General features: G+C 71.1%; 22 protein-coding genes. 14 read left to right on the top strand and 8 right to left on the bottom strand.

What is annotated here, in order from left to right; translation table 11 throughout:
- Together ACFCZ1_RS35970 and ACFCZ1_RS35965 are read left to right on the top strand one after the other, a co-directional pair.
- Positions 1 to 95, top strand: a 95-nt coding sequence (locus ACFCZ1_RS35970; protein ID WP_362402195.1) for an adenosylhomocysteinase, incomplete at its 5' end; no start/stop codon positions are given.
- Between the two features lie 154 nt (positions 96 to 249).
- A complete protein-coding gene (locus tag ACFCZ1_RS35965) occupies positions 250 to 867 on the top strand; it encodes an anthrone oxygenase family protein (protein ID WP_376682506.1) in 618 nt (205 codons plus the stop codon).
- A gap of 106 nt (positions 868 to 973) precedes the next feature.
- On the opposite strand, the gene ACFCZ1_RS35960 is transcribed toward ACFCZ1_RS35965, so the two are convergent.
- A complete protein-coding gene (locus ACFCZ1_RS35960; protein ID WP_376682505.1) occupies positions 974 to 1471 on the bottom strand; it encodes a DUF1772 domain-containing protein in 498 nt (165 codons plus the stop codon).
- A gap of 227 nt (positions 1472 to 1698) precedes the next feature.
- Here ACFCZ1_RS35960 and ACFCZ1_RS35955 point away from each other — a divergent pair, with 227 nt between their 5' ends.
- The 3 genes from ACFCZ1_RS35955 to ACFCZ1_RS35945 all read left to right on the top strand — a co-directional run bounded on the left by ACFCZ1_RS35955 (position 1699) and on the right by ACFCZ1_RS35945 (position 5130).
- Entirely contained in the window at positions 1699 to 3069 is a 1371-nt protein-coding gene (locus ACFCZ1_RS35955) for an AMP-binding protein (RefSeq protein WP_376682504.1), read from the top strand.
- Positions 3066 to 3908, top strand: a complete 843-nt coding sequence (locus ACFCZ1_RS35950; RefSeq protein ID WP_376682503.1) for a thioesterase II family protein — start codon at positions 3066 to 3068, stop codon at positions 3906 to 3908. Before ACFCZ1_RS35955 ends, ACFCZ1_RS35950 begins: the two co-directional genes overlap by 4 nt.
- Positions 3909 to 4089: 181 nt before the next feature.
- Complete coding sequence (locus ACFCZ1_RS35945) at positions 4090 to 5130, top strand: hypothetical protein (protein ID WP_376682502.1); 1041 nt, start codon at positions 4090 to 4092, stop codon at positions 5128 to 5130.
- A 164-nt stretch (positions 5131 to 5294) separates the two neighbouring features.
- Here the strand turns inward: ACFCZ1_RS35945 and ACFCZ1_RS35940 are convergent, their stop codons facing one another.
- Positions 5295 to 5708, bottom strand: coding sequence for a MarR family transcriptional regulator (locus tag ACFCZ1_RS35940; RefSeq protein WP_376682507.1), 414 nt, complete (start codon positions 5706 to 5708; stop codon positions 5295 to 5297).
- A gap of 169 nt (positions 5709 to 5877) precedes the next feature.
- Here ACFCZ1_RS35940 and ACFCZ1_RS35935 point away from each other — a divergent pair, with 169 nt between their 5' ends.
- Positions 5878 to 6726, top strand: a complete 849-nt coding sequence (locus tag ACFCZ1_RS35935) for an alpha/beta fold hydrolase (RefSeq protein ID WP_376682501.1) — start codon at positions 5878 to 5880, stop codon at positions 6724 to 6726.
- A 31-nt stretch (positions 6727 to 6757) separates the two neighbouring features.
- Here the strand turns inward: ACFCZ1_RS35935 and ACFCZ1_RS35930 are convergent, their stop codons facing one another.
- On the bottom strand, positions 6758 to 7255 hold the full coding sequence (locus tag ACFCZ1_RS35930; RefSeq protein ID WP_376682500.1) for a MarR family winged helix-turn-helix transcriptional regulator: 498 nt from the start codon (positions 7253 to 7255) through the stop codon (positions 6758 to 6760).
- A 101-nt stretch (positions 7256 to 7356) separates the two neighbouring features.
- Here ACFCZ1_RS35930 and ACFCZ1_RS35925 point away from each other — a divergent pair, with 101 nt between their 5' ends.
- Positions 7357 to 8199 (top strand): NAD(P)H-binding protein, encoded by an 843-nt coding sequence (locus ACFCZ1_RS35925; protein WP_376682499.1) that lies wholly within the window; start codon positions 7357 to 7359, stop codon positions 8197 to 8199.
- Between the two features lie 78 nt (positions 8200 to 8277).
- Complete coding sequence (locus ACFCZ1_RS35920; protein WP_376682498.1) at positions 8278 to 8679, top strand: MarR family winged helix-turn-helix transcriptional regulator; 402 nt, start codon at positions 8278 to 8280, stop codon at positions 8677 to 8679.
- 303 nt (positions 8680 to 8982) lie between these two features.
- Here the strand turns inward: ACFCZ1_RS35920 and ACFCZ1_RS35915 are convergent, their stop codons facing one another.
- Positions 8983 to 10296, bottom strand: a complete 1314-nt coding sequence (locus ACFCZ1_RS35915) for an MFS transporter (protein WP_376682497.1) — start codon at positions 10294 to 10296, stop codon at positions 8983 to 8985.
- A gap of 13 nt (positions 10297 to 10309) precedes the next feature.
- Positions 10310 to 10849 (bottom strand): carboxymuconolactone decarboxylase family protein, encoded by a 540-nt coding sequence (locus tag ACFCZ1_RS35910; protein WP_376682496.1) that lies wholly within the window; start codon positions 10847 to 10849, stop codon positions 10310 to 10312.
- 439 nt (positions 10850 to 11288) lie between these two features.
- On the opposite strand from ACFCZ1_RS35910, the gene ACFCZ1_RS35905 reads away from it, so the two are divergent.
- On the top strand, positions 11289 to 12128 hold the full coding sequence (locus tag ACFCZ1_RS35905; RefSeq protein WP_376682495.1) for a DUF6008 family protein: 840 nt from the start codon (positions 11289 to 11291) through the stop codon (positions 12126 to 12128).
- A 41-nt stretch (positions 12129 to 12169) separates the two neighbouring features.
- Here ACFCZ1_RS35905 and ACFCZ1_RS35900 read toward each other — a convergent pair whose 3' ends face one another.
- Both ACFCZ1_RS35900 and ACFCZ1_RS35895 read right to left on the bottom strand, forming a co-directional pair.
- The gene (locus ACFCZ1_RS35900) at positions 12170 to 13756 is read right to left on the bottom strand and encodes a hypothetical protein (RefSeq protein ID WP_376682494.1); all 1587 of its coding nucleotides are present in this window, start codon (positions 13754 to 13756) and stop codon (positions 12170 to 12172) included.
- Between the two features lie 590 nt (positions 13757 to 14346).
- Positions 14347 to 15288, bottom strand: coding sequence for a ScbA/BarX family gamma-butyrolactone biosynthesis protein (locus tag ACFCZ1_RS35895; protein ID WP_376682493.1), 942 nt, complete (start codon positions 15286 to 15288; stop codon positions 14347 to 14349).
- A gap of 113 nt (positions 15289 to 15401) precedes the next feature.
- Here ACFCZ1_RS35895 and ACFCZ1_RS35890 point away from each other — a divergent pair, with 113 nt between their 5' ends.
- Both ACFCZ1_RS35890 and ACFCZ1_RS35885 read left to right on the top strand, forming a co-directional pair.
- On the top strand, positions 15402 to 16031 hold the full coding sequence (locus ACFCZ1_RS35890) for a ScbR family autoregulator-binding transcription factor (protein ID WP_376682492.1): 630 nt from the start codon (positions 15402 to 15404) through the stop codon (positions 16029 to 16031).
- Positions 16028 to 16996: an NAD-dependent epimerase/dehydratase family protein gene (locus tag ACFCZ1_RS35885; RefSeq protein ID WP_376682491.1), complete on the top strand. Its 969-nt coding sequence runs from the start codon at positions 16028 to 16030 to the stop codon at positions 16994 to 16996. The genes ACFCZ1_RS35890 and ACFCZ1_RS35885 overlap by 4 nt, the downstream gene beginning before the upstream one ends.
- A gap of 21 nt (positions 16997 to 17017) precedes the next feature.
- On the opposite strand, the gene ACFCZ1_RS35880 is transcribed toward ACFCZ1_RS35885, so the two are convergent.
- Positions 17018 to 17635, bottom strand: a complete 618-nt coding sequence (locus ACFCZ1_RS35880) for a TetR family transcriptional regulator (RefSeq protein WP_376682490.1) — start codon at positions 17633 to 17635, stop codon at positions 17018 to 17020.
- Between the two features lie 422 nt (positions 17636 to 18057).
- On the opposite strand from ACFCZ1_RS35880, the gene ACFCZ1_RS35875 reads away from it, so the two are divergent.
- From ACFCZ1_RS35875 to ACFCZ1_RS35865, 3 genes are all read left to right on the top strand, one after another.
- Positions 18058 to 19278: an IS701 family transposase gene (locus tag ACFCZ1_RS35875; RefSeq protein WP_376682489.1), complete on the top strand. Its 1221-nt coding sequence runs from the start codon at positions 18058 to 18060 to the stop codon at positions 19276 to 19278.
- A 106-nt stretch (positions 19279 to 19384) separates the two neighbouring features.
- Positions 19385 to 19828 (top strand): winged helix-turn-helix transcriptional regulator, encoded by a 444-nt coding sequence (locus ACFCZ1_RS35870; RefSeq protein WP_376682488.1) that lies wholly within the window; start codon positions 19385 to 19387, stop codon positions 19826 to 19828.
- A gap of 156 nt (positions 19829 to 19984) precedes the next feature.
- Positions 19985 to 20974, top strand: a complete 990-nt coding sequence (locus ACFCZ1_RS35865) for a DUF1702 family protein (protein ID WP_376682487.1) — start codon at positions 19985 to 19987, stop codon at positions 20972 to 20974.
- Positions 20975 to 20997 lie beyond the last annotated feature (23 nt).

Below are 20997 nucleotides of genomic sequence, written 5' to 3'. Positions count from 1 at the left end.
TCGGCGTCAGGCTGACGACCCTGCGCCCGGAGCAGGCCGACTACATCGGCGTCCCGGTCGAGGGCCCGTACAAGCCGGACCACTACCGCTACTGACCGAATCATCGGCCGAACGTATTGCGCCACCGGCTCTTGAGGTTCGCTCGAGAGCCGGTGGAAAGCCCATGGCCGGGCACCCCGGGGAATGCCACGATCGAATGTCCGTGCCGAGGGCGAGCAGCACTCCCACCACCCCAGACGAGGATGTCCCATGAACCCCAATCCGGCCGGTAGCCCCCAGCAGTACCCCGCCGGCGGCCCGAGTCCGTACGCGGCTCCGCCCGGCTACTACGCCCAGTCCCAGGCCCAGCCGCCCGCGCCCGTCGAGCGCGGCAAGGCGGCCACCGCCCTCCTCCTGGTCTCGACGGTCCTCGTGGGCCTGATGGCGGGCCTCTTCTTCGCCTTCGACGTCTCGGTGATGCCGGGCCTGGCAGCGGGCGACGAGCGTACGTACGTCACCGCGATGCAAGCCTTCAACGAGGCGATCGACGGCAACGGGCTGTTCGGCATGGCGTTCGTGCTCGCTCTGCTGTTGTCCGTGGCCTCGGCGGTCGTCGAGTTCCGCAAGGGCCGGCGCGGCGTGGCGATCTGGGTCGGGGCGGCTGCCGTGGCCTACTTCGTCGTCCTGATGATCACGTTCTCCGTGAACATCCCCCTGAACAACGAGCTGGCCGACGCGGGCAACGCGGCGAAGATGACGGACTTCTCCATCGTCGACAAGTTCAAGGGCACCTGGGTCTCCACCAACATCATCCGCACCCTGCTGTGCACGGTGGCCCTGACGGCCCTCTCCCGCGCCCTGATCCTCTACGGTCGCGCGACCCGCTGACCCCGCCGGTCCTGATTCCCCCCGCCCGCACGACCACGAAGTCCCCCGGACGCCCGACCGGGGGACTTCGCGCATGCCGAGCGCGGTGGCAGCCGACGGTCGGCGGTCAGTGGGTCCGGCCGTGCAGGAACAGCGCCCATGCCAGGAAGCCGAGCGCCGCCGTGCACAGCAGGGTCCGCCAGACGTTGGAGCGGGACCAGGGCCCCTCGAAGGCGCGGCGGACGGCGGCCGGGTCGCTGATGCGGGCGACCGGTCCGGCCTTGTCCAGGGCGTTGTTCAGGGGGATGTTCACCTTGTTGGTGATGCCCATCGAGACGATGTAGCAGACCAGGGCCGCGACCAGCGGGGGCAGCACGTCGCGGCCGTCGGACGGGACGTGCAGGGCCAGGGCCAGGGCGGTGAAGAGGAACGCGCCGATGTAGCCGAGGACGAACCAGCCGTTGAGGATGGCCACGTTGATGCGCTGCATGACCTCGATGACCGTCCGGTCGTCGGTGCGTTTCAGTCCCGGCATCACCGCGACGGAGAAGCCGTAGAACAGACCGCTGACCAAGCCCGTCGTGACGGTTGCGGCGATGAGCGAGGCCAAGCGTGCGGTCTCCATCGTGGGTCCCCCTGCTCCTCCGTCCTCGGAGGTTCTCGGTCATCGATTCTTCGGGAACGGGTCATCGAATCGTCAAGTCACGGCGATCATAAGGGCGGGGGCGGCCCGCACCGCGCTGGATTCGAGCGGCCTTCCACCACCTCTTGAGCGGTCCGCGAGGGTAACCCGGTTCGCGTGATGCCCACCGCGTCCGGCAGCCTGTGCAGGGACCACAGAGGGGAGTCACCGTGCTCACGGCACTTGAAGGTGCATACGGAGACCGCGAGGACGCTGTCGAGATCGCCAGCCGCACCGCCTCCTACGAGGAGCTGCTCGGCGCGGCCGGCGCGGTCGCGGCCGACGTCGCCGGAGCACCCGCCTTCGCGGTGACCGCGACGGCCTCGCTGGAGACCGTCGCGGCCGTGGTCGGCGGGCTGCTGGCCGGAGTGGCCTGCGTACCGCTGCCGCCCGACGCGGGGCCCGCCGAGCGCGAGCACATCCTGCGGGACTCCGGGGCGGCCCCGGTCGAGGTGGACTTCGCCCGGCGCTCCTCCACCTGGCCGGGGAAGGCCGCGGCGCCCGAGGACCCCGCGCTGATCCTGTACACGTCCGGGACCACGGGCGCTCCCAAGGGCGTGGTGCTCAGCGGCGCGGCGATCGCCGCCGACCTGGACGCGCTGGCCGAGGCCTGGCAGTGGAGCGCCGAGGACACCCTGGTGCACGGTCTGCCGCTGTTCCACGTCCACGGGCTCGTGCTCGGTGTGCTCGGAGCCCTGCGCACCGGCAGCCGCCTCGTGCACACCGGGCGGCCCACGCCGGAGGCCTACGCCGGCGCCGCCGGCAGCCTGTACTTCGGCGTGCCGACCGTGTGGTCCCGTATCGCCCGCGAACCGCGGGCCGCCGCCGCGCTGTCCGGGGCCCGGCTGCTGGTGTCCGGGAGCGCCGCGCTGCCCGCCCCCGTCTTCCGGGACCTGGAACGGCTCACCGGGCACCGGCCCGTCGAGCGGTACGGGATGACCGAGACCCTGATCACCATCAGCGGCCGCGCGGGAGGCGAGGTCCGCCCCGGTACGGTCGGCACGCCGCTGCCCGGCATCCGTACGCGGGTGGCCGCCGAGCCGGGGGCAGAGATCGGGGAACTCCAGCTCACCGGACCCACGTTGTTCTCGGGGTACCTGGGCCGGCCGGAGGCCACCGCCGCCGCGTACACCGAGGACGGCTGGTTCCGTACGGGCGACATCGCAGCCGTCGACGAGGCGGACGGCGTCCACCGGATCGTGGGCCGCGCCTCCATCGACATGATCAAGTCGGGCGGCTACCGGATCGGCGCGGGCGAGATCGAGAACGCGCTGCTGGACCATCCCAAGGTGAGCGAGGCGGCCGTGGTCGGCGTTCCGGACCCGGACCTCGGCCAGCGGATCGTCGCCTTCGTCGTCGCCGAGGGGGTCACCGGCGCCGAGCTCACCGACTTCGTCGCCGCGCACCTTTCGGTGCACAAGCGCCCGCGCGAGGTCCGCTTCGTCGCGGCCGTGCCGCGCAACGCCATGGGCAAGCCCCAGAAGAAGCTGCTGCTGGCGGGGGAGCAGGGCGAGCCGGGGGAGCGGGGGGAGGGACGATGATGCGCGCAGTCGCCGCGGACGTCCGGCCCGACCCCTGGCTGCGGCGTTTCCACCCCGCGCCGGCGGGGCCCGCCCCGGTGCTGGTGGTGCTGCCGCACGCGGGCGGGAACGCCTCCTTCTACTTCCCCTGGTCCCAGGCCCTCGCCGCGCACGCCGAGGTGCTGACGGTGCAGTACCCGGGCCGTCAGGACCGGTTCGGGGAGCCCGTGCCGGACACGGTCGACGCGCTGGTCGAGGGGGTGCGGGGGGCGTTGCGGCCCTGGCGGGACCGGCCGCTGGTGCTCTTCGGACACAGCATGGGAGCGGTGGTCGCCTTCGAGCTGGCGCGGCGGCTGGAGGCGGACGGCGAAGTCGGCGAGAGCCCGGCCGGGATTCCGGCGGGGAGTCCGGCCGGGAGCCCGGCGCGGGGCGGGCTGCGCGGGCTGATCCTGTCCGGGCGGCGGTCCCCGCTGGTCCACCGCGAGGAGGAGCGTTACCACGGCCGGGGCGACGAGGCGCTGCTCGCCAAGGTCGGCGCGCTGGCCGGCACCGACCTGCGGCTGCTGGCCGACGAGGGGTTCCGGGAACTGATCCTGCCGGCTCTGCGCGGGGACTACCGGGCCGTCGAGACCTACCGCTACGAGCCCGGGCCGGTGCTGCGCGTTCCGGTGAGCGTGCTGACCGGTGAGGCGGACCCGCGGGTGAGTCCGTCCGAGGCGATGGCCTGGCGGGAGCTGACCGACGGCGCGTTCACCTTCCGCGGGTTTCCCGGCGGGCACTTCTACCTGACCGACCAGCAGGAGGCCGTGACCCGGGCCATCGCGGAGGACCTGGTGTCGTTCGGGGCGGCCGTTCGCTGAGCTTGTTGCTCAACGTCCGGCTTCGAACACGCGGGCCTGATGATCACCCGTCAGCGCGGCCTGCCCCGGGAAAGGCCGGCCTCGTGTCTGCCCTGCGGTGCGAGCGCAGTACGTTGGCACCGACGTCGGGCCGCTCGGGCATGATCGGCTCCGGTCGGACTCGGTGGTGGGGTGGTGTGACGTGGCCGAGTGGCGGACCGATCCGACGTTCGCGATGTGTCGGGCGTTGGCGGACGGGGCGGAACTGTCCTCGTTCGTGGGCGGGCCGTTCGATGTGCGGGCGGTGGTGGCCGGCATCCGGCCAGAGGCCAAGGACGGATTCCTGCTCGATGAAGTCCCCTGGGAGCACTTCCCACGTGGGGATCACGTCAGGGAGGCCGTTCACCTGCTGCACACCGGTGACTCGCCCGTTCGTACCGGAACGGGCGTGGTGAGCGGCATGTGTGCCAACGACATGCGTGCCGCCGCCGTGCTCGCCGTACCGTTCCTGATCCGGATCGCCATCGACACTCGCCACCCGCACCGTGCCGACGCGCTCGCCGAGGTCTCCTCCCCGGCCCGCGCCCGTCACTTCGGCGTCGCCTCCCGCGACGAACTGCTGCTCCACCGCGCCGACACCCAGTACGACGACCTCTACGACGACTACGACGACTACGGCGTCGAGGTGACCGGCTACCCAGCGGGCTGGTCGGTCGCCGCTGCCCGGGCCACGATCACCGCCGACACCACCCTCCTGCAGCCCCTTCTCGGCGACCCCGACCCTGCGATCCGGATCCGCGCCGCCTACGCCCTGGCCACCGCCGCCGATCCCGACCGCCAGGTCCGCGCCGCCTTCAGGACCCGTCTCGCCGCGGAGCAGGATCCGATCGTCCGCGCCGCCCTGGTCCTCGCCACCGCCGAAGCCACCCGCGCCCACCCCCACCCGCCGACCACCGCGTGGATGCGAGAGCGGTGGCGAGAGCGGACACAGGAGCCCGAGGTCCGGCTGGCCGCCGCGATCGGCTGGCTCTGCCTCACCGACGAACCCGCCCCCGACGACCTGCGCGCCGCCGTCGAGGATCTCGCCACCGGCGAGCGCGCCCACGCCGTGGACGTCCTGCCCTGGATGGCCGCCGCCGGCGGATCCGACGAGACGGGACTGCAGCGTTGCGTCCGAAGGATGCTCCACCCTGAACGGCCCGATCCGGTGGGGTGCGACGACCCGTGGGCTCCGCGCCACTGACGGCGGGATCAGGCCACCAGTGCGCCCCGGCCCGGTGCCCGCGACCCGACCAGGGCCGGCGCCTGCATGTTCCAAGTCCCCACTGCGCTCTCCCCGGGCCGGCCAGACCTTGATCTTCTCGGCCCCACGTTCTCCATGACGGCGCTGAGTGGCTCCGGACGGCGTCAGCGGCCGTCTCGGACCAGATGGCGGGCCAGCACCTCCAGGGCCTCGGTGACCTCGGGCAGCCGCTGGGCCTGCGTCTCGCCGAGGACTCGCGCGAGGGCCTCCTCGACCTTGGAGGACCCGGCGGCCCGTACGGCGGCCACGCGCGCCGAGACCCCGGGGGCCTGGCGGACCAGCGTGCGGCGGCGGTCGGCGGGGTCGGGCGCCGTCTCGACGGACCCGGCCTCGCGCAGGCGGGCGACGGCGCCCGAGACCTGACTCTGCGGCAGGCCCGTGCGCAGGGCGGTCTCGCCCACGGTGGTGTCCGGGTGCGCGGCGACGTCCCCTGCCACGATCACCACGGCGCGGGTGCTGCCGGCGTACTGGCCGGAGCCGCCCGGGGGTTCGGGCAGGGCCTCTTCGCCGAGCTTCATCAGGGCCCGGCCGAGCAGGAACAGTTCGATGCCATCCACCCCGACAAGGTACATCAGTGCAGATGTATCGAAAGAAATGCATCTCTCTTGATGCATCTCTTTCGATGGATTAGGCTGGTCGCAGAGCAGCGGACGAAGGGGCCGCGCCGACCGCACGAAGGAGTCCGTCATGTCCGCAGCCATGTCCCCAGTCGTCACCGCTGCCGCCCTCCCGGTTCCCGGGGCGACGCTGCACTACCAACTCCATGGATCCGGGCCGCTGTTGCTCATCGCGCAGAGCGGCGAGGGTGACGCGGACCGCAGCGTGGACCTGGTCCCGCACCTCACCGACGCGTACACCGTCCTGACCTACGACCGGCGTGGCCTGTCGCGCAGCCGGGCGAACGAGCCCGGGCGGACCACGACGCTCGCCGAGCACGCCGAGGATGTGCACCACCTGCTGGCCGCCGTCACCGACGAGCCGGTCCTGATGCTCGGCTGCAGCCTGGGCGCGGTGACGGGCCTTCACCTGGCGGCCCGGCATCCGGAGCAGGTCGCCGCCCTGGTCGCCCACGAGCCGGTCGCCCCGAGGCTGCTGCCCGCAGCCGCCCGTGCCCGCCACGAGGCGGAGCTCGCCGCCCTCCAGGCCACCTACCGGACCGGCGGACTCGACGCCGCCTTAACCGAGATGGCCCGGGTGCTCGGCATAGACGTCTCCCGGCGGGACGCGGAGCCCGGTCTCACCGCCGAACCCATGGACGCCCGGCGGCGCGCCAACTTCGGCTACTTCATCGAGCACGACTTCTCGGCGATCATCCACGACACCCTCGACCCGGCCGGGCTCACCCGCACCACGACCCGGATCCTTCCGGCGCTGGGCGCGACCACCGCGGCGACCGTCTTCGACCATCAGTGCGCAACCGCACTGGCGGACCTGCTGGGCACCGGCATACACAGGTTCCCCGGCGGCCACAACGGCAACACCACCCACCCGAGGGCCTATGCGGTGACCCTTCGGGCCCTGCTCGCCACCGTGTGAGGGCCGTCAGCGCCCAAGGCGGGGGCGCCGCTCAGCGGGGCGCGTCCTTGTCCGGGGCGGAGCGGTGACGGAGGGCGTTCTGGGATTCGACGTACTTGAGCATGAGGCGGGCGAGGTCCAGGCGTTCGCGCTCGGTCCAGTCGGCGGTGATGTGCTCGAAGGCCGAGCGCTGGTGCCGGCGGAACCGGGCCATCAGCTCCTTGCCCTCGGGGCTGAGGTGAAGGATCGTGCGGCGGCCGTCCGTCTGGGAGGCGGCGCGGATCAGGTAGCCGGCGGAGATGCAGTCGGACACCATGCGGCTGGCCACGGAAGGGTCGACACCCAGGTACTCGCCCACGGCGCCCACCGTGATCTCACGACCGTCGCCCTGCTCGGCCTCCAGGACGATGTTGAGGACGAGGGTGCGGCTCAGGTCCTTCTGTGAGATCGGATTCTCGACCTCCAGCAGGGAGGTCCGCCGCAGCTTCCCGAACGCCGGCCCCACGGCGTCCAGCAGCTCGTCGTCCGTTCTCGGCTCGTGCTTCGTCATGCCCTCATCGTACATAGATGACATCCAGCAGACATGTGTTGACATGAAAACGTGTGCATGTGAGCATGCATATGCATCAGGTAAACGAACGGAGCCTTCCCATGACCATCCTCATCACCGGCGCCCGCGGCAAGGTCGGCCAGGCGGTCATCAGCCGTCTGAACTCCGCCGGTCTCACCGTCCGCGCCGCCAGCTCCGACCCCGCCGAACTGACCGTTCCGGCCGGCGTCGAGACCGCCCGGCTCGTCCTCGACCGGCCCGAGACCTTCGCCGCCGCCCTCCACGGCGTCCGCCAGGTCTTCCTCTACCCCCAGCCCGCCGGCATCCACGAGCTGATCAAGGCCGCCGAGGCGGCCGGCGTCGAGCACGTCGTCCTGCTGTCCTCCGCCACCGTCCTGACCCCCGGCGCCGAGAACGACCCCCTGGCCGGCCACAGCCTCAAGGTCGAGCACGCCCTCGCCGACTCCACCCTCACCTGTACGTTCCTGCGCCCCGACGCATTCGCCAGCAACGCCCTCGGCTGGGCGTACCCCGTCGCGCGCTCGATGCCGGTGCAGCTCGCCTACCCGGACGCGCACATCGCGCCCATCCATCCCGAAGACATCGCCGACATCGCCTTCGCGGCCCTGACCGGCGACTCCCTCACCGGCCGCTCGGTCACCCTGACCGGCGCCGAATCGCTCACCTTCCGCGAGCAGCTCGCCGTCCTGGCAGCCGCCATCGGCGGTGAGATCCCCGTCGAGCAGATCACCCGCGCCGAGGCCGAGCAGCAGATGGGCCACCACATGCCCGCGCCGATGGTCTCCTCGCTGCTCGACCTGTGGGAAGCCGCGGACCACGGTCCCGCCGCCATAGCCGACACCACCGAGACCCTCATCGGCCGGCCCGCCCGCACCTTCCGGCAGTGGGCCAGCGAGAACGCCGGCGCCTTCACCCGGAACTGACCTGATGGGGCCCTGATCACATGTCCGCTGTCCGCGCCCCGGCCGCCCGGCACCGCTGACCCGCTCAAGGAGCACGGCATGAAACCCATCGGCTACTGGCTCAACCGCACCGACGAGGCCCTCACCGCCCGCATGGATTCCATGCTGGCCGAGTTCGGCCTCACCCGCCTCGCCTGGCAGGTCCTCAACGTCGTCGAGGACAACCCCCAGGCCACCGACACCGACGTCCTGACCGGCCTGGCCGCCAACGCCGATGTGCCCGCACTGACCGCCGCCGTCGAAACGGCCGTGGCCGACGGATGGGCGACCCGCCCGGAACCGTCCCGGCTCACGCTGACCGACATCGGCCGTGCCCGCCTCGCCGGAGCCGCCGAACACGTCGACGCCTTCCGCGCCCTGTCGACCGCCGGCATCACAGACGAGGAGTACCGCATCGCCGTCACCGTCCTCGAACGCATGACCCGCAACCTGGAGTCATGAAGCGGCGGGGGATCCGCAGCACGGATGAGCACGTTGAGCCGATCGGGTCCCGGCGACGCCGCAGCGGGCGAGGTCCTCGCAGACCTGGTCCGCGCGACCGACGGCGAGGCCCACACCCGCCTCAGGCGGTGGCCGCCAGGCGCCGGGCCGCGGGGACACGGCCCGCCCGGGCGGCCTCGGGGCGGAGCTCACCCGCGAGACCCCGGCCGGCGGATGCCCGCCCCGGCGCCGCCGCCCACCACCTCGGCCCCGCTCCTCGGGAGCCGGGAGGAGCGACGCCCCTCGGGGTGGCCGGGCCCTCGGCTACTTGGCGAGGTCCAGGGACGAGCGGTCAAGGGCGTACGAGGACGGTGCGGGAGTCCGCCGGGCGAGGAACACGGCGGGCCAGGCGAGGAGGACGGCCGCCATCACGCCGCCGATGAACCAGGCCGACGCACCGTGTTCGCCGAGGTAGGTGGCCGCCGCCGGGGCGACACCCCCGAGGACGGCCGAGGTGAGCGCGTTGGGCAGGCCCATGCCCAGAGCGCGGTTCTCCGCGGGGAAGAGCTCGGAGAGGATGCCCGGCAGGGTGGTGGTGGCACAGACGAGGTAGACGGTGCCACTGAGGTAGGCGAACAGCAGGCTCGCGAAGGTGCCTTCGATGGTGAGGAAGCTGTACGAGCCCGTGACGGCGAAAAGGACGGTCGCTGCGAGCAGGAAGCGCCTGGGGCCGACCTTGTCGGCGAGCAGGCCGACGGGGACGTTGATGACCATCAGCGTCGCCGTCGCGCAGACGACCACCCCGAACGTGGTACCGGGCCCGATCAGCCGCTGCCCCATCGCCGGGATCACGGAGGTCCAGGTGCCGCCGACGGTTCCCATGCCGGCGATGAACAGGACGGACATCACCACCTGGCGCCTGTGGGTCACCAGTACCCGGCGCAGCGAACCGCGGGTGGCCCGGGTGCTGGCCTCGCGCTGGAACACCTCGGTCTCCGCGAGCTGCCGGCGCAGGACCAGCAGGACCACACCGAAGACCCCGCCGACGAGGAACGGGATGCGCCAGCCCCAGGCGGCCATGGCGTCGGCGCCGAGCGCGCCGGTCAGCGCGCCACCGAGCATCGCGGCGGTGAAGGCGCCCGCAGCGGTGGTCAGGGAGAAGAGACTGCCGTACAGGGACTTGCGCTTGGGCGGGGCGACTTCCATGAGGTAGGCGGCCGCCGCGGGCCATTCGCCGCCGGAGGAGATGCCCTGGGCCACGCGGGCGAGGAGCAGGACGACGGGAGCGAGCAGGCCGACCTGGCCGTAGGTCGGTGCGACGCCGATGAGGAACGAGCCGGCGGTCATGAGGCCGATGGCCAGCATCAGGGCCGGGCGGCGGCCGCGCCGGTCGGCGAGGCGGCCGAGCAGGATGCCGCCGAGCGGACGTACGAGGACGCCGATGCCGAGGACGGCGAACGCGCCGATCAAGGAGGTGGCCGGGTTACTGGAAGGGAAGAAGTGAGCGGCGAGGAGGGGGGCGAAGAGCCCGTAGCCCAGCCAGTCGAAGGACTCGACGAAATTGCCGACGACCGTGGCGGTGACGGCACGGCGGTGGGCCTGCCGGGAGCCGCGGACCCCGGGGGACGTTGTGGACATGTCGACAATCCCCTCAGACCGCGCGGGCGTAGCCGTGGGTGGTGATCCGGCGGCCCGCTTCCTCGTAGTAGCCGGGCTCGGTCGGCAGGACAGTGGCGAGGCCGCTGACGTACCGGTTGTACATGCAGAAGGCCGCGGCGATGAGCACGGTGTCGTGGATGTGGTCGTCGGTGGCGCCCTCGGCGCGGGCCGCGGCGATCGCCTCGGCGGAGACCGGCGCGGCCTCGGCTTGGACCTCGGCCGCGATCCCCAGCAGCGCGCGGAGCAGGGGGGCCAGGGGCGCGGTGTCGACGTCGTGCTGGACGGCCTTGACCAGGTCGGCGCCGCCGTCGAGCTGGGCTGCGGCGGCCGCGCCGTGGGTGTCCGAGCAGAAGCGGGTGCGGTTGAGCTCCGAGACGTACGTCGCGATCAGCTCGCGCTCGCCGCGGGGTAGCGGGGACGGGCCGCGCAACAGGGTGTCGGCGACGGCATTGAGCGGGGCCGCCGCATCAGGGTGATCGGTCATCAGGCCCCTGATACCGGGCAGGTCGCTGGCAAGCGTGATGTGCGGCACCGTACGTCCTTCGGGTGGTCGCTTGGCTGGTCGGTGCCATCGTTGGCGCAGACGCCGGACCCGCGCCAACTCCTGCTGTGCGGAACATGGTTGCGAAGCCGTCAGCCCCTGGCCGGGTCTCCCCGCCGCTCGCGGTCGGCGATCTCTCCTTGCGGCTCGCGCCAGTTGGCCGGGCGCGCGTACGGCAGGTCGCCGGCGCGCACCGCTTCCCCGACGCCCGCGCGCCCACGTCCCGGGGCGACGTGCCCAAGTCGCGGCGAGCCGGCCGGGAGAGGAAGGAAGAGCACAAGAGGAGACCCCTGGGGAGCTTTCGGTCCCTAGCGTGATTCCCGCGTGCCGGAGTGGCCCGTCGTCGACGGCGAAAAGACCTCTGTCCATGCGCTCCTCCGCACGGCCGGTCGTCTCTTTGAAGGAGTTCTGCATGAACCACCCTCCAGGAATGCAAGCGATGCCAGGGATGCCGGGGATGAGCGGCATGGCTTCCTCGGTGGACACCGTGGGAGCCGTCCTCTTCATCCTGTGGGCCGTCGCGATGTGGGCGGCCGTCGCGGTGCTGGCGTACGCCAACCGAGGTGTGGTCCGGCCGTGGCTGTACAAGGCCTCGGTCGGTCTGATCGGTCTCGGGGTCGTGGGCCAGCTGGGCCACTTCCAGGAGCACGTGTCGCAGGCCGGCTACTGGATCACCCACCCGATGTCCCCGGCGTGGATGACGCCGTGGGCCAACAGCCTCTCCCGGGGCATGGGGCAGATCGACACCACCAAGCCCTCCCTGGGCATGGAGATCCTGCACCTGACCGGCAACTTCATCTTCCTGGCCGGCCTCGTGGGGATCGTGCTGATCACCAAGCGGGCCACCGGCCATCTGCAGTCCCGCAAGTGGGCCAAGATGGGCGTCTGGATGCAGGGCATCCACGGCATCGAGCACATCGTCCTCACCGTGTCCGTCGCGCTCGGCGCGAGCCGCGCCATCGGCCTGTCGACCTGGTTCGGAGCGATCCCGCCGGGCCCGGCCCTGACCACGTACCGCGTGTGGTGGCACTTCGTCGCCAATCTCATCGGCACCGGCATCCTCGCGCTGTCCCTCTACCACCTGTGGCGCGAGAAGCGCGCGGTCAAGGCCGGCTACGGAAAGCTCGCAGAAGGCGAGACCCCCGAGCAGCCGGCCGAGCAGCCGGCCGGCGCGAAGGGCCGCACATCCGACGGGGCGTGCCCCACGTGCACGGACCCGTCCGCCTCCGAGCCCGCCCCGAAGCTGGTGGGGGCAGGACGCACCACCTAGCGCAAGGACGTCCGGACTGCGAACCGGACACCGGAGCGGCTTCAGCCGGTACCTGCCCAGAGGGCGGTGCCGGCTGAAGCACATCTTGGCGCCGACCCGGCCGTGGCATCCCTGCCCGGTCGCTCCGGGCACGGGGGCGGTGCCGTCAGCGATCTCGTGCGGCACCTCCAGCACAGGCCGCCCGCGACGGGCCGCCCGCAGTGCATCCCGTCCACACCGGGGCAGCACGCGGCGGGAACCTCCACGACCGGCGAACCGGAGCACTGTCCGCACTCGCCGGACCGCCCCGGTCCCAGGAGCCGTTCACACGTGGGGCAGCAGGACCTGACGGGCACGGGCACGGGGCCGCCGCCGGACCGCTGCTCGGGGATCCCGGCCGCCGGGGCGCCGTACCTGCGAGCCGCGCGGAACTCCGCGCACGCCCTGCACTGCACTCCCGTCGACCAGAGCACTCCGGTCTCGCAGTCGGGGTCGGCGCAGCCCCAGCGAGGCAGCGCCACGCCGAGCAGCCAGCGGCCGGGGTCACGGATCTGGTCCACGAAGGTCCTGGCGAGGCGCTGGGTCAGGCGGGCGCGCATCCGGTCGACGCTCGCACCGTCGTCCAGCTGGCGGCCGATCTCGCGGCCGATGCGCCGCAGCACGTACCGGCCGACGCCGCCCAGCAGCATCCGGACGGGCTCGAGGACCGCGTCCACCCTCGGGCTGAAAGTCAGCGGGACGCGTCCGCCGGACCGGGCGGGTGCGGTGGTGGGCAGGGCGGTGTGCACCGGGGCCGACAGCGCAGCGTGCACGGGGCCGTCGGCGGGCGGACGGGGGATCTTCAGGCCCGCGCGGAGCGCGACACCGCCCCGCCCGACGCCCGGGCGACGCCGACGCGGCGCGTGGCCGGATTTCGCTACTACGGTCAGGTCGCCTTCGGCGGATGGCACGCTCCGGCGCTCGTCATCGGGTCGGTCAGTTCTGTGGTCTTCCTTATACGCGAGCGATCCGGCATCAGCGTCGGAACCCGATCCCTCATCAGGCGGGGACGTGCGCGGGGCCGCGGGAGGCTCGGTGCCGGGGGCGGTGGCCGCGCCGTTGTGGACGAGGAACAGGTGGCGGCCCCGCACCCCTGCCCGCCGGCTCACGGTGATCCATCTGGTGGCGGCCAGCCGGTCGATGATCCGCCCGGCGGCGCCGACGCTGATGGGCCTGCCCGCGCGACTGCCCGAGTGGTGGCGCAGCAGGCGGGCGAGGTCGCCTTCGGACAGGGGCGCCCCCTGGATTTCCGCGTAGGCGAGCACGGCGTAGGCCCGCAGGCTGCGAGGGGACAGGTTCTCGCTCGCGTGGACCGGCAGCCATACGTACCGCTCGGTCCTCGACATGGGCCGGACGCGGCGGCGGGCGGTCGTGCCGCGGCCACCGGGCAGCGAACGACGCCGGTTTTCGGGCAGTTCCACGACGCCGTCGGGTGCCGGGTTCCGGAGCTGGGCCACCGCGCGTTCGACCGTGGACGAGGACAGGCCCAGGTAGGAGGCGAGCGTGGCGATGCCCGCGGTGCAGCCTTCAGGCCGCTGGCCCAGCGCCTTGATCTTCATGTACACGTTGAGGGCCGCGTCCGAGTAGTGCGCCGACTCGACCAGACGCATGGGCACTTTCACCCGGCTGCGAAACCGTGGCGCCAACTCCCCTTCAGTGAAGGCAAGTTGTACCGGCTCCGCCGAATCCGTTTGCGTAAAGCATTCTTTCGGCCAACATTCCTCATGAGAACACTGGAAAAGCTCTGAGATTTGGTCCATGATACGTAGGTCTCCGTGCAATAGGTCTCATGGAGCGCCCCCGGCAGTACGTGGGGGAGCAGGGCCCACGCGGTAGTTGGCGTGGGGTAGTGCGCAGTGCGGTGGTGCTCACTCGGATGGCTCGCGTGCAGCGGTACGGCAGTGCGGTAGTGCAAGTGATCGATCAGCAGGACTCACGCGGTAGGACGCGTGGGGTAGAGCAGTCCAGTGGTTCTGTCGCCTTCGCGCAGTGGCTCTGTCTGGTGGCGGCAAGTGTGGTGGTTCGAAAGAACCTGTTCTGCGTTTCGGGATGGCACCTGAAACGTGTGTTCGCCCGCCGAGTTGGTAGCTCGACGGGCAACGCGATCGATGTCGGGATCCCGGTGGTGGCTCACCGGGTTCGACTACCTGGCTCAGTGGAGACCAAGTTGCACCGTCTGGCACAACCCGGACGGGTTACTTCAGACAGAACTCACATCTGTCATCTCCGTGGTCGCGGTGAAGGCGAAGCTTCCGCCCTGAAGGGCGTTGACGCGTACCGTGCGGCGCGCACTGGTTCCTCCGGACAGTGCCTCGGCCTCTATCCAACAAGGCTCGTCGAGCTCGACGTAGCGGTTGAAAGTGACGTCCATCGCCGTCGGGATCATCGGGCTCCAGGACGGCTGGAGCGCGTGGCCCGCCTGTCGGACGGACTCCAGGAGGAGCATCCCCGGAACGTGGTCGAGCGGGTGGTCGAACAGGACCGGGTGGCTGGTGTCGACGCGCAGCTGCCAGCGCCAGCGTTCCTGAGTGGGAGCCAGCACGATGTCCTGGGTGCGCTGACGGCCCACCCTGTACCGGGAGATGGCCTGGGGTGCCGCCGGCGCGTTGGCGAAGAGTTCCTTGTTGCCCCGGCCCGCTCTCAAGCGCTCGTACACGGCGGGGGAGTGGCAGCCGAAGCGCGTGCTGGCCACGGCGAGCAGGGTTCCGTCCCGGACGACGTCGATGTGCATCGACATCTGCGTCGGGAGGGCGCGGTGGTACCTGATGTCCGAGACGGTGACGTGCAGTTCGACCTCGCAGGGAGTGCTCTCCATGCGCAGTGCCTGCGGGTTGATCGAGAACTGCATGCGCTGCCAGCTGAGCTGGTAGCCGAACGGGACGTTGTACGCGACGTGCGTGAGCAGGGGGAACGTTTGACGTACGGTTTCGCAGAGTAGGAGCGGGTCGTGGAGTCCCTGTTCCGGAGCGTAGAAGCTGTGGCTGCGAGGCCACTGAGCGGTCACCACGTATGCATCGGGACCGGCCTTCTCCCAGCCAGTCAGGAAGACCTCGGACAGGCTGGCCCGATGGACGTATTCCTTGGCAACCGTGGTAGTCAGTGCCGGTTTCGTCGTCTCCGGGCGTTCTGTGGTGATGGGCATGCCTCTCCCCTGAAGCGTGCGTATTGGAACCCTCCACCGGGCTGCCACCCGGCGGGGCTGTTCTGTAAAATAAGGGTGTTCGTTTTTTTTGTCGAGAGAGACCGAGAACCCTCATGGCTGAACCGAAGCAGGAACGGGCGGTGAAGACGCGCGAAACCATCCTTTTCGCCGCCGCTCAGGTCTTTGACGAGTGTGGGTACCAGGGCGCCAGCATCAGCAAGATCATGCATCGCGCTGACGTGACCCAGGGCGGCCTGTACTTCCACTTCAAGTCGAAGAAGGGCCTGGCACTTGCCGTCATGGCCCATCAACAGGAGTTCGTGCACTTCCCGGAGGGAGGGGTCGGGCTGCAGCGGCTCATCGACCTCAACTTCTTCCTCGCGTACGAACTGCAAACCAACGTCCTCTTCCGGGCGAGCGTGCGGCTCGCCGTTGACCAGGGCGACTTCGGGGTGCAGGACGACACCGCCTACCAGGAGTGGGTGGACCAGTTCTACGTGCACATGTGCGCCGCCCGAGAGCAGGGAGAGCTCCTCGACGACGTCGACGAGAGGGAGTTCGCCACGATGCTCGTGGGTGCCTACAGCGGCACCCAGATCTTCTCCAACGTCTCCACCGGGCGCGCCGACCTGCCGGAGCGCATCACCACGCTGTGGCGGTACCTGCTTCCCGCAGTCGCCACTCCGGAGACCATCCGGCGGCTCAGGTTCCCGACCAGCGCGAAGCACAGAGTCGCCGCATGAACTCCGGGCGGGTGGTGCTCACCGGCGCCACCGGCTTCATAGGCTCGGCGGTCCTGCGTGAGCTGGCCCGCCGGCGTGCCGAACCGGACGCGGGCCCGTTCCCGCGCATCCGGGTCGTGGGGCGACGGCTGTCGCCCCACGTGGCGGCCCTGGCCGACGAATGCTTACCCGGGGATCTGACGGATCCGGCCACTCTGCGCGGGGTGTGCGAGGGCGCGGACGTGCTGCTGCACCTTGCGTGCTCGCTCGACACGGACGAATCCCTGTGCGCGGCGGTCAACGTTCAGGGCACGGCAGCTCTGATGCGTGAGGCCGAACGCGCCGGGATCCGCCGGATCGTCCATCTGTCGACGGCCGCCGTCTACGGTCCGGGTCCGCACCGTGGGATCTCGGTGAACGAGGTCGAACCCGACCCGGTGTCTCCCGCCAGCAGGACCCGCTTGGCCGGCGAGGCGCATGCCGTTGCCAGTGGGGCGACCGTTCTGCGCCCCGGTCTGGTGGTGGGGCGGGGCGACCGCTGGGTCGTCCCGGCCTACGCCGCATACGTCCAGGCGGTTCCCGCACTGTGGGACGGGGGACGGGGACTCCACTCCGTCGTCGCCGTCGAGGATCTCGCCCGCCTCATCGTGCGCATCGGCCGCGGGGCGCGGCTGCCGGAAGGCAGCATCTGGCACGCCGGGCACCCCGACCCCGTCAGCACCGCGGACCTGCTGGATGTTCTGGCACGTCACCGGGTGGTCCCGGCCGTCTCGGGGGACATGCCCTGGTCCGAGTGCGTACGGGCGCTGCGCGCGGCGGGCTCGGGAATGAGTGAGCGCAACTTCTCGCTCCTCGCCCGCGACCACTGGTACGACAGCCGTGAGGTGTGGCGGGCCGCTGACTGCATCCCGGGGCCCGGTCCGTTGGAGCGGATATCCGCAGCGGCGTCCTGGTACCGCGGCCGGCTCGTGCGCCACCGGCATTGACAGCCGCCGCTGCGGACCGTGTCAGTCGTTCGCCAAGACCTTCGCAGAGGGCAAGTCTCCCCGTGCGGAGGCGTTCTCGGCCGACACCCCGGCGAGTGCGAGGTGCCATACGCGTTTGAGCTGCGCCACCGCGCTCTCGTATTCCACTTCCGTGCCGATGCGACTGCGCAGATACGCCTCGGCCCCGGTCGTCAGGTGCTCGACGAGCGTGGTGACGTCCGCGGGAAGGGCGCTTTCCCGGAGTTGGCCGGTTTCATAGGCCTGGTCCAGAAGCTCCCGAACGGTCGGCAACCAGGTGTCCGACCAGGAGACGGTGCCGGGCCGCTCGCGGGACAGCCGGATGGCCGAGCGCACGGCAGACTCCTCCTCCATCAGGCGGGCGAGCTCCAGGGTCAGGTCGACCACCACGCGCAGCGCCGGCAGGGCGTCGGAGAGCACGTTCGTGAGCGCGGCCTGCGTCACCGTCCGGCCCTCCTCCTGAACGGCGTCGGCCAGCTCCTTCTTCGAGGGGAAGTGGAAGGTGACCGCTCCGATGGACATTCCGGCCGCAGTGCTGATCTTCGCCAGGGACGTTCCCTCGTAGCCCGCGTTGTCGAACTCCGCGGCAGCGGCCCGAATGAGGGCTGTACGCGTGCGCAAGGCCCGCTCCTGCTTCACCACGCTGTCTCCTCATGAGCGTTTCGAGCCGAGGGGTCGATGAGTGGTCCGAAGTCGGGCCGATGGCACACCGATGGTGTGTCACAGATGCAGATCTTCACGTTAGGGAACCACCCTTCCGGCGCTCTGCGGCTCACACAAGGGCGAGTTGCTCAAGATGTATCGGATCCTCCAGGGGGATCTCACCTTCTCTGGATCGTGTCCAGATGTGCTCTGGCGAACGGTTGGGCGCGGTTGGGCGCGGTTGCGGCGGCGGTGCCCGGAACCGGACCGAAGCCGCTGGTCGGGGCCCGACATGGCGAAGTGCATCAGGCAACTCTCCTGAGTCGCGAAAAAAAGAGGGTGTTCGCTATTATTCTAGCGTGGTCAGCAGTCGCAGGCCGATACGAAGGAGGGAACCCGCCATGGTCACACCCCTTTTGACGAGCACTCACACCTCGGTGCCGGTGTTCGCGGAACAGGTCTTCGAAGGCCTGCCGCGCGCCGATCAGAGGCGCTGGGCCCAGGCCTACGTTCAGAGCCTGCTCAGCACCCCCGGCAAGAAGACGGTGCGCCGGCTGGCGGCCGCGATCTCCACATCTCCCACGGCCTCCCAGTCGCTGCACCAGTTCGTGAACGCGAGCCCGTGGGACTGGAACCCGGTCCGCGCGGAGCTTGCCCGCTGGACCGAGCGGCAGATGGAGCCCCAGGCGTGGCTGGTCGACCAGGCCGTGCTGCGCAAGCGCGGCGACCACTCGTGCGGCGTGCACCGCCGCTTCGTGCCGTCGACCGGACGCTCCGTCACCTGCCAGGTGGGCATCGGCGGATTCCTCGCCGCGCAGGGGCAGGCGGTGCCCGTCGACTGGAGACTCCTGCTTCCCGGGTCATGGGCCAAGGACCCCGAGCGTCGCCAGCGCACCAAGATTCCCGCCGAAGCCGGCCAGCGGTCCGTCGAGCAGCACGCCCTCGACATCGTCGACGCCATGGCGGAGGCCACCCGTACGGCACCCGTTCCCGTCGTCGCGGACTTCAGGGAGTCGACGGGCGCCGCCGCGTTCTTGAACGGACTCGCCCGGCGCGGGCGCGACTTCGTCGTCGCCGTCCCGGCGAACCTCCAGGTCCTGATCGGCAGGCACCTGCGCATCCAGCGGCCGCAGGCCGACGGGCAGGGCCTGCTGCTCTCGGCCCGCAGCCTGTTCGAGTTCGACGGGGCCAGCATGGCCCGGGTCGAGACGGTCGGTCCGGTGGGAGGGGCCGGCGGCCACACCACCGTCATCTCCAGCTTCGTACGACTGCCCGAGCCCGCGGCCGCCGGTGCGGCGCAGGTGCACCGCACCTACCGGCTGTTCGCCGTGCGGACCGAGCGCAGCCGCGAGCCGCTCAAGCTGTGGCTCACCAACCTCAACCACGTCCGGATGGAGCACGTTCTCGGGCTGACCCGCCTGCTGGGCGCCGCGGCCGGCAGCGTGCGGGAGATGGAGGGCGATCTCGGCCTCCTCGACTTCGAGGGCCGCTCCTACCCCGGCTGGCACCACCACATGACGCTGGTGTCCGCTGCCCATGCCTACAAGCGTCTCGGCGGCGGTCCCCCCACGACCGGTGACTTCGCCCGTGCAAACGAAGAGCTCGCGCTGGCGGCCGCGTAAGCGGCCCACCCGATTCCGCGCGGGCGCACCGGCGGGACAAGGCGGTGGGAAACGCGCTTTCCTCCCGGGTCCTTTCAAGAAACCCGTGTCGGTCTAGGCTGAACGAATGCTGAGACACACCTACGAGGGGCAGGACTGCAACCTCGCGCGTTCGCTGGAAGTCATCGGGGAGCGCTGGACTCTGCTGATCATTCGTTCCGCCCTGCTCGGCGTCAAACGCTTCGACGGTTTCCTCGGCAACCTCGACATCGCCCGAAACGTCCTGACCAACCGGCTGGCCAAGCTGGTCGACTACGGGATCATGCAGCGAGTGCCCTACCAGGACCGGCCCGTCCGGTACGAGTACCAACTCACCCCGGCCGGACACGATCTCACCCGTGCGGTCATCGCCCTCATGCAGTGGGGCGACCGTCACCTGCCCCAGGAACAGGGGCCGCCGCGCCGCGCCGACCACATCGGCTGCGAGGGAGCGGTCCACGTCGAGCTGCACTGCGGTCACTGCGGCCGCCGGGTCCACAACGAGGAAGTGGACGTGCGCTCCATCCGCTGACAGTTGCGGACCGGTGCACGACCCGAAGGTGCCTCAGTACACCCGAACGGCGCCGTCGCCGCCGGGAGCGCACGGACGGAGATGCCCCGCTCCCGCCCGGGCGCACACGATGTGGCGTCCGGCTGCCGGAGGGGCGGCCCGTACGAGGAGGTGTTCGTGCCCGCACTGGGAGCACTGCGCAGGCTTGCCATGGCCCCGTCCCTGGACGAAGTGAGCTTCGCGGGGCGCGGTTTCCCCGTCGAGCCGAATGCGCGCACCCGCACCTTGGAGGCCGTTCCGCAGGCCGTGGTCACCGGTTTCGAGTGGGGCATCGAGGACCGCGCCCTGGCCACGACCGAGCGCCGGCTCTCGCTGGTCGACCCGGAGGTCCGGGGATTCGCGTACGAGGGCGCCACCATGGCCTGCGCGATCCGCGACGTGATGGGCCCGGGCAAGGGCCACCGCACCCGCGACCTGCTGCAGGGTGGCGGCAAGCGGCACATCTTCCTCAACTACATCGGCATCGGCTTCGCCATGGCCAAGCTGCCCCGCGTGATGTGGAAGAAGCTCGTCCCGGACCTGACGGAACCGGAGTACTACCCGGCCATGAGCTGGCTGTGCGTCGACGGATACGGCTTCGACCGCGCCTACTTCGACACCGAGAGCTGGGTCGGCGGGCAGCGGCTGGACACCCCCTACCTGTGGGACGGCGACGCGGACTACTTCCGGCGGGCCTTCGACCAGGGCGTCGGGCGGGCGCTGTGGTTCATCCACGGCGGCCACGTCGCACACGTCTCGGCCGCCGTGCGCGCCTTCGCCGCGGGCCGCCAAGGCGACCTGTGGAGCGGTGTCGGCCTGGCCGCGACCTTCGCCGGGGGCACCACCGCCGCCGACCGCGCGGCGCTGCGGGCGGAAGCGGGGGAGGACTGGGACCACCTGGCCCAGGGCTCGGTGTTCGCCGCCAAGGCCCGCCACCACTCCGGATTCGTGCCCGAACACAGCCGGGCCGCCGTCGAGGCGTTCGCGGGCTTGGGCGTGGAGGCCGTGGCGCTGCTCGCCGACGACACCGCCGCGAGCGAGGCCGAGGCCGGCGTCGGACCCGCCTACGAGGTGTGGCGCCGCAACGTGCGCGAGCGGGTGCGCGCCTCGGCGGCCGCGCTCGTCTGACGCCTCGCCGCACGTGCGCGCGA

The sequence above is a fragment of the Streptomyces sp. NPDC056224 genome, from assembly GCF_042267665.1.
GTDB lineage: Bacteria > Actinomycetota > Actinomycetes > Streptomycetales > Streptomycetaceae > Streptomyces.
Note: the sequence above shows the minus strand (reverse complement) of the source record. Positions and strands in the feature narration are given on the sequence as shown.